This window comes from Novosphingobium sp. (assembly GCF_040079535.1).
Classification (GTDB): Bacteria; Pseudomonadota; Alphaproteobacteria; order Sphingomonadales; family Sphingomonadaceae; genus Novosphingobium.
This window is the reverse complement of the sequence record NZ_JBEBKB010000067.1, coordinates 1-6,485: the sequence shown is the minus strand read 5'-3', so window position 1 is coordinate 6,485 and position 6,485 is coordinate 1. Positions and strand designations below refer to the sequence as shown.

Annotated in this window: 8 protein-coding genes; 7 read left to right on the top strand and 1 reads right to left on the bottom strand. The window is 60.2% G+C overall.

The genetic code is table 11. From position 1 onward, the window contains the following. Window positions 1-275 precede the first annotated feature (275 nt). The 6 genes from ABL914_RS13490 to ABL914_RS13465 all read left to right on the top strand — a co-directional run bounded on the left by ABL914_RS13490 (window position 276) and on the right by ABL914_RS13465 (window position 5,121). Window positions 276-2,216, top strand: coding sequence for a ribonucleoside-diphosphate reductase subunit alpha (locus ABL914_RS13490; protein WP_391563707.1), 1,941 nt, complete (start codon window positions 276-278; stop codon window positions 2,214-2,216). Next, on the top strand, window positions 2,198-2,650 hold the full coding sequence (locus ABL914_RS13485; protein ID WP_391563704.1) for a membrane protease subunit: 453 nt from the start codon (window positions 2,198-2,200) through the stop codon (window positions 2,648-2,650). The genes ABL914_RS13490 and ABL914_RS13485 overlap by 19 nt, the downstream gene beginning before the upstream one ends. Before the next feature lie 93 nt (window positions 2,651-2,743). Next, window positions 2,744-3,175, top strand: a complete 432-nt coding sequence (locus tag ABL914_RS13480; protein ID WP_391563706.1) for a PepSY domain-containing protein — start codon at window positions 2,744-2,746, stop codon at window positions 3,173-3,175. 105 nt (window positions 3,176-3,280) lie between these two features. Next, the gene (locus tag ABL914_RS13475) at window positions 3,281-4,348 is read left to right on the top strand and encodes a ribonucleotide-diphosphate reductase subunit beta (RefSeq protein ID WP_391563703.1); all 1,068 of its coding nucleotides are present in this window, start codon (window positions 3,281-3,283) and stop codon (window positions 4,346-4,348) included. 113 nt (window positions 4,349-4,461) lie between these two features. Next, entirely contained in the window at window positions 4,462-4,749 is a 288-nt protein-coding gene (locus tag ABL914_RS13470; RefSeq protein ID WP_391563702.1) for a DUF1330 domain-containing protein, read from the top strand. Between the two features lie 192 nt (window positions 4,750-4,941). Then, on the top strand, window positions 4,942-5,121 hold the full coding sequence (locus tag ABL914_RS13465; RefSeq protein WP_391563705.1) for a DUF1294 domain-containing protein: 180 nt from the start codon (window positions 4,942-4,944) through the stop codon (window positions 5,119-5,121). An 81-nt stretch (window positions 5,122-5,202) separates the two neighbouring features. On the opposite strand, the gene ABL914_RS13460 is transcribed toward ABL914_RS13465, so the two are convergent. Further along, window positions 5,203-5,589, bottom strand: coding sequence for a hypothetical protein (locus ABL914_RS13460; RefSeq protein ID WP_391563701.1), 387 nt, complete (start codon window positions 5,587-5,589; stop codon window positions 5,203-5,205). A gap of 164 nt (window positions 5,590-5,753) precedes the next feature. Between ABL914_RS13460 and ABL914_RS13455 the strand changes: the two genes are divergently transcribed. Continuing rightward, window positions 5,754-6,485 (top strand): amidase family protein (locus tag ABL914_RS13455; protein WP_391563700.1); only part of this gene is annotated, 732 nt, incomplete at its 3' end.

The following is a 6,485-nucleotide window of genomic DNA, read 5'->3' as shown; positions in this document are numbered from 1 at the left end:
GGCCGGTTGGGGGCAAGGCTGGAGACAAAACGGGGACAATTATTTCTCGTTTTGTTCTCCATCTCTGATAGGCTGGGCGCTTGCCCGCTGATTCGGTTTGCAATGGGTTTGGCGCTGCCGGTTTGATGCCGCAGCAACGATGATACGGAAAGACGGGGCATAGGGTGGAATTCAGGAACGGAGACGAGCCGGCAATGGCTGAAGTAGAAGCCGCGCTGGCATCGGGTGAGGCCAAGGCCCAACCGAAAGCCGGGACCACCCCCAAGAAGGAGGCGATGCCGGCCGTGGCGATGAGCGAGAAGAGCGATCTGGGCAGCGATGCGCTGGTTGCACAGATTGGTGCCGAAGCGATTCAAGGTGCACTGGCTGGCGCCATGGCTGCCGCAGCCGCGCCCTTGGAAGATGATTCCAAGGCGATCCACGAGCGCCGTTTTGCGATTGAGGTCGATCACGCCCGCGATGCGCTTTTGACCGATTTTGGCAAGGATACGCTCGACGATCGCTATCTGTTGCCTGGTGAACGCTATCAGGATTTGTTTGCGCGGGTTGCCGCCGCCTATGCCGATGATGAGGATCACGCCCAGCGGCTTTACGATTACATCAGCCGCCTGTGGTTCATGCCGGCAACTCCGGTGCTGTCAAACGGCGGCACCAACCGCGGTCTGCCAATCAGCTGCTATCTCAATTCAGTCAGCGATAGCCTTGAAGGGATTGTTGGCACCTGGAACGAAAACGTCTGGCTGGCCAGCCGCGGCGGCGGGATCGGGACCTATTGGGGCAATGTTCGCGGGATCGGTGAGCCGGTTGGGCTTAACGGCAAGACCAGCGGGATCATTCCGTTCGTTCGCGTGATGGACAGCCTGACCCTGGCGATTTCGCAGGGATCGCTGCGGCGCGGTTCGGCCGCGTGCTATCTCGACGTGAGCCACCCGGAGATCGAGGAATTCCTCGAAATCCGCAAGCCATCGGGCGATTTCAACCGCAAGGCGCTAAACCTGCATCATGGCGTGCTGCTGACCGACGATTTCATGGAAGCCGTGCGTGAAGGCGCTGAATTTGCGCTGCGTTCGCCCAAGGACGGTTCGGTTCGCGCCACGGTCGATGCCCGCTCCTTGTTCCAGAAGCTGGTCGAAACCCGGCTCGCCACGGGTGAGCCCTATATCGTCTTTGCCGATACGGTGAACCGGATGATGCCCAAGCATCACCGCGATCTGGGGCTGAAGGTTTCAACCTCAAACCTGTGCAGCGAGATTACCCTGCCGACCGGCAAGGATCATCTTGGCAACGATCGCACTGCGGTTTGCTGCCTCTCCAGCCTCAATCTGGAAACCTGGGAAGAATGGAAGGCTGAGGACCGCTTTGTCGAAGACGTGCTGCGGTTCCTCGACAATGTCCTGCAGGATTATATCGACCGTGCACCGGGCGAGATGGCACGGGCCAAATATTCGGCGATGCGTGAACGCTCTGTTGGCATGGGGGTGATGGGATTCCATTCGTACCTCCAGAAGAAGGGCATCGGCTTTGAAAGCGCAATGGCCAAGGCGCTCAACCTGGTGATGTTCAAGCGGATCGCGGCCAAGGCAGATGAGGCTTCGCTGCTGCTGGCACAGGAACGCGGGGCCTGCCCTGATGCCGCCGATATGGGCGTGATGCAGCGCTTCAGCTGCAAGATGGCGATCGCGCCCACCGCGTCGATCAGCATCATCTGCGGCGGCACTTCGGCCTGTATCGAACCGATCCCGGCCAACATCTATACCCACAAGACGCTTTCGGGCAGCTTTGTGGTCAAGAACCCCTATCTTGAGGCGTTGCTTCAATCGAAGAGCAAGGATTCCACCGCGGTGTGGAATTCGATCCTTGAACACGGCGGTTCGGTCCAGCATCTCGATTTCCTCAGCCCTGAGGAGAAGGCGGTTTACAAGACCAGCTTTGAGATTGACCAGCGCTGGCTGCTGGAATTCGCGGCCGATCGCACCCCGTTTATCGATCAGGCGCAGTCGCTCAACCTCTATATCCCGGCCGATGTCGATAAGTGGGATCTGGCCATGCTGCACTTCCAGGCCTGGGAAAAGGGCATCAAGAGCCTCTATTACCTGCGCTCCAAATCGGTCCAGCGTGCTGGCTTTGCCGGCGGGGTAGAGGCCGACAACACCGCAGAACCGGCAATCTATGAGCTGCCGACCACCGATTATGATGAATGCCTGAGCTGCCAGTAATCTGGCGGCACAGGCTGCTCGATCGGCTGAAGGGATACCGCGCGATGGATCAGAAAACCGGATGCAGCCTGGTCGGGCTTGGAATCGGCGCAGTTTTGCTGCTTGCGCTGCTGCTTAGCTGGCCGCAGTACCGCGTCTATCAGCAGCGTCTGGCGGGTGAAGCGCGGCTGGCCGAAGCGCAAAGCTCGCGCCAGGTCGCGATCCTTGAGGCCCGTGCCAAAAAGGAAAGCGCGATCAGCCTGGCCGAAGCCGAAGTGATCCGCGCCTCAGGTGCCGCAAGGGCCAACAAGATCCTCCAGGATTCGCTGGGCGGGCCCGAAGGCTATCTGCGCTATCTGCAGATCCAGTCGCTGGAAGAAACCAAGGCCAGCTTGATCTACGTTCCGACCGAAGCTGGGCTGCCGGTTACCGAAGCGAAGCGTCTCGATCGATGATGCCCACTTTGATAGCCCACAAACCCGATACAATTGGATACGAACAGCCGCTTGCAGCCATCGCCGGAACCTGCTTGCTGCAAATAGTTCGCAATATCAAGGAATCGAAGTCTCATGCGCAAGTGGCACCGCTGGATCAGCGTTTTTTTCGGAGCGTTCATGCTGTTTATTGCCGCAACCGGCGTGCTCAGCCAGATCGGCGCGCTGGTCAACAATGGCGGGTTCGAGACCGAGGCGAGCGAGGCTGCGGCCAAAGCGCGCGCCGCAGCGGCGGTTCCGCCGGGCTTCGTCTGCCCCGAAACCATGGCGTGCCGGCCCAAACCGCCGCAAAATCCAGGCAGCTGGAATGTCGGCTTTCTGCACCATCTGCATTCGGGCGAGGAATTTGGCCCAGCCGGTGTGGTGATCTCGGTCCTCAGCGGAATCGCGCTGCTGTTCTTCAGTTTTTCGGGGCTGTGGATGTATCTGCAGATGTGGCGAAATCGCGCCGCCAGAAACGTCAAGCCCGGCTGGTTCTGGAACTAGCCGCTTACCCCCACCCTATCCACCGTTTCACAACCACGCCCGGCTTCGGCCGGGCGGGGCGTGATGCTATGCTTATCCGCTGACCGTTTCCCGGAGTCGTTTGTAATGTCCCTTCTCGAAGCCCGCAAAAGCTACAAGCCGTTCGAATATCCGTGGGCTTATGAATTCTGGAAGCGCCAGCAGCAGGTCCACTGGATGCCAGAGGAAGTGCCGCTGGGCGAGGATTGCCGCGACTGGGCGCAGAAGCTTTCAGAGCATGAGAAGAACCTGCTGACGCAGATTTTCCGATTTTTCACCCAGGCCGATATCGAGGTGCAAAACTGCTATCATGAGCAGTACGGCCGGGTGTTCAAGCCGACCGAAGTAAAGATGATGCTGGCCGCATTCAGCAACATGGAAACCGTCCACATCGCGGCCTACAGCCACTTGCTTGACACCATCGGCATGCCCGAAAGCGAATACAGCGCCTTCCTTGAATATACCGAAATGGCTGAAAAGTGCAGCTACATGCACACTTTCGGGGTCGATTCCGATGAAGATATCGCCCGCACCCTGGCCATGTTCGGCGGCTTCACCGAAGGGATGCAGCTGTTCGCCAGCTTTGCCATGCTGATGAATTTCCCGCGTTTCAACAAGATGAAGGGCATGGGGCAGATCGTCAGCTGGTCGGTTCGCGATGAGAGCCTGCACTGCGAAGGCATCATCCGCCTGTTCCACACATTTTGTGCAGAGCGGCAATGCCTGACCAAATCGGTCAAGGAAGACATCATCGATTGCTGCCAGAAGACCGTGCGGCTGGAAGACAATTTCATCGATCTGGCGTTTGAACTGGGCCCGGTGCCCGGCATGAGCCCCAAGGAAATCAAGCGCTACATCCGCTACATCGCTGATTGGCGCCTAAGCCAGCTGGGCCTGCCCGCGATCTACATGATCGAGGATCACCCTCTGCCCTGGCTTGCCCCGCTGCTCAACGGTGTAGAACACGCCAACTTCTTCGAAACCCGCGCCACCGAATATTCAAAGGCCGCCACCCGCGGCAACTGGAACGACGTCTGGTCGAGCTTCGATTCGCGCCGCAAGGCCAAAGGCGATGTCGAAGGCGCGAACGACGCCGGGGTGGATGCGGGGAGCGAGCCGGATATGTTTGCTGGCGGGGTGAACGCGGCGGAGTAGGGCGTAACGGGATCACGATAATACCCCGGTAAACATTCCATCTCTCGGCCTTTTCCGGGCGTGCTTGCCCCGCCGCAATCCAATGATACACCTGATTTTCAAGGAACAAAGCCATGTCCGCCTACATCGTCTTCATCAAGGAACGCGAACACGATGGCGCGGCCATGGCAACCTATAGCGCGGCAGCCGGGCCTTCACTGGGCGGGCACAACGCCAAGCCGCTGGCCTATTACGGCGGGATCGAGACGCTGGAAGGTCCAGACGCGCAGGGCTGCGTGATTGTGGAATTTCCGACCATGGAAGAAGCCAAGGCCTGGTATCAGTCTGACGCTTACCAGGCAGCGCGCGCGCACCGATTTGCCGGAGCCGATTACCGGGTTTTCATTACCGCCGGGCTCTAGCCCGCCAGGCTCACCAGACGCGCCTGCGAGGCAGCTTTTTTGTTCGCGCACCGATCCAAATCGGATCTACACCAACCCATGCCCCTACCCCTCAATCCTGCCACTATCGCAACCGGCCTGATCGGGGTGAACTTCATCACTTTTTCCATGTTTGGAATCGACAAAGCCCGGGCCGAGCGCAGATAGTGGCGGATCAGGGAATCGACCTTGCTGGGGTTGGCGCTGCTCGGCGGAACCATGGGGGCCTATGCCGGGCGTGCGCTGTTTCAGCACAAGACCCGCAAGCAGTCGTTCAACAATGAACTGTTCGGCATTGCGGTGCTGCAAACGCTGGCCCTTGGCGGCGCGATCGGCTGGTTCCTGATTGGATAGAGGCCGATGGCCAACGGCCAGGCCGGTAAGAAACCGAAGCGCAAACGCTTTGGCCCATTCCAGCCTGGCGGGCCCTTTCGATCAGCCAGACGAATTGCACTGGTGGCGATAGGGATTGGAGCCATTGCCAACATCATCAAGCGTGTTGCGGCCTTTGCAGGCTGCCCACCTGACATGGTTTCCGGTACTAGCACCCTGGACCGGGTATCTCACGCCCGAACCGATCGTCCAGATGTTCGTGTACCTGCCACCGCGGCAATCGACATTCTCGACGCACCAGGCCGCTTCGACAGCGAAGCCGCAACCATTATGAAGGCCGTTGTCAACCAGATCCAGGCAATTGGTGGCGTCTGTTCCAGCGCCATCGCCATAGGCGTAAGCCGCCGTCGCAGGCGCCAGCAACAAGGCCAGCGGGGCGGCGGCAAGCAGCGTGGCGGTGATTGCGGAATGCAGATTTGGTTTGGTCATGGCAATTTTCCTTTGTTGCATTGGATGGAACGCAACTTGTGCCACCGAAGCAGCGCGCCTGCTGTGACCCGGATCACAGTGGTTGCTGGCCCATCAAGGTGCCGGCTTGCATCTGGGCCCGCTTCGCTTCAGCATGGCGGCAATCGTTATAGGAGAGCTGATCGATGCGCCGCCTGTTGCCGTTCCTGTTGATCGCCCTGGCCTTTTCCCAAAGCGCCGAAGCCAAGACCCGCAAGCCGACCAAGGCCGAGCAGGCCGCCGCTGAGGCCAAGGCCAGGCTTGATGGCGAAGTGGCCGCGGTGCGCGGCGCAGCGGCGGCGCAGGTCAAGGCGATCCAGACGCTGGACGATGATCCCCTGGGGCCGCAGCTGAACGCGGTGATCGCCTATAACCCGAACGCCGCCTACGAAGCCGGATTGTTGGCCCAGACCGGGCGGTTGAGGGGCAAGACGGTGCTGATCAAGGACAACATCGAAACCCGCGATTTTCCGACCACCGCCGGCAGTCTTTCCCTTGCCGGCAACCAGACCGGGCGCGATGCGCCGCTGGTCGCCCGGATCCGCGCCGATGGCGGGGTGATCCTGGGCAAAACCAACTTGAGCGAATGGGCCAACATCCGCTCTCCTGCCAGCTCATCAGGGTGGTCGGGCGTGGGCGGGCAAACCCGCAATCCCCATGCCACCGATCGCAGCCCTTGCGGATCCAGCAGCGGCAACGGCGCGGCGGTGGCGGCGGGGATGGCCTGGGGCGCGGTGGGCACCGAAACCGATGGTTCAATCACCTGCCCGGCCAGCATCAACGGAATTGTCGGGTTCAAGCCAACCGTCGGGCTGGTCAGCCGCGGCTTCATCGTGCCAATCAGCCACAGTCAGGATACCGCCGGGCCGAGGTCGCGC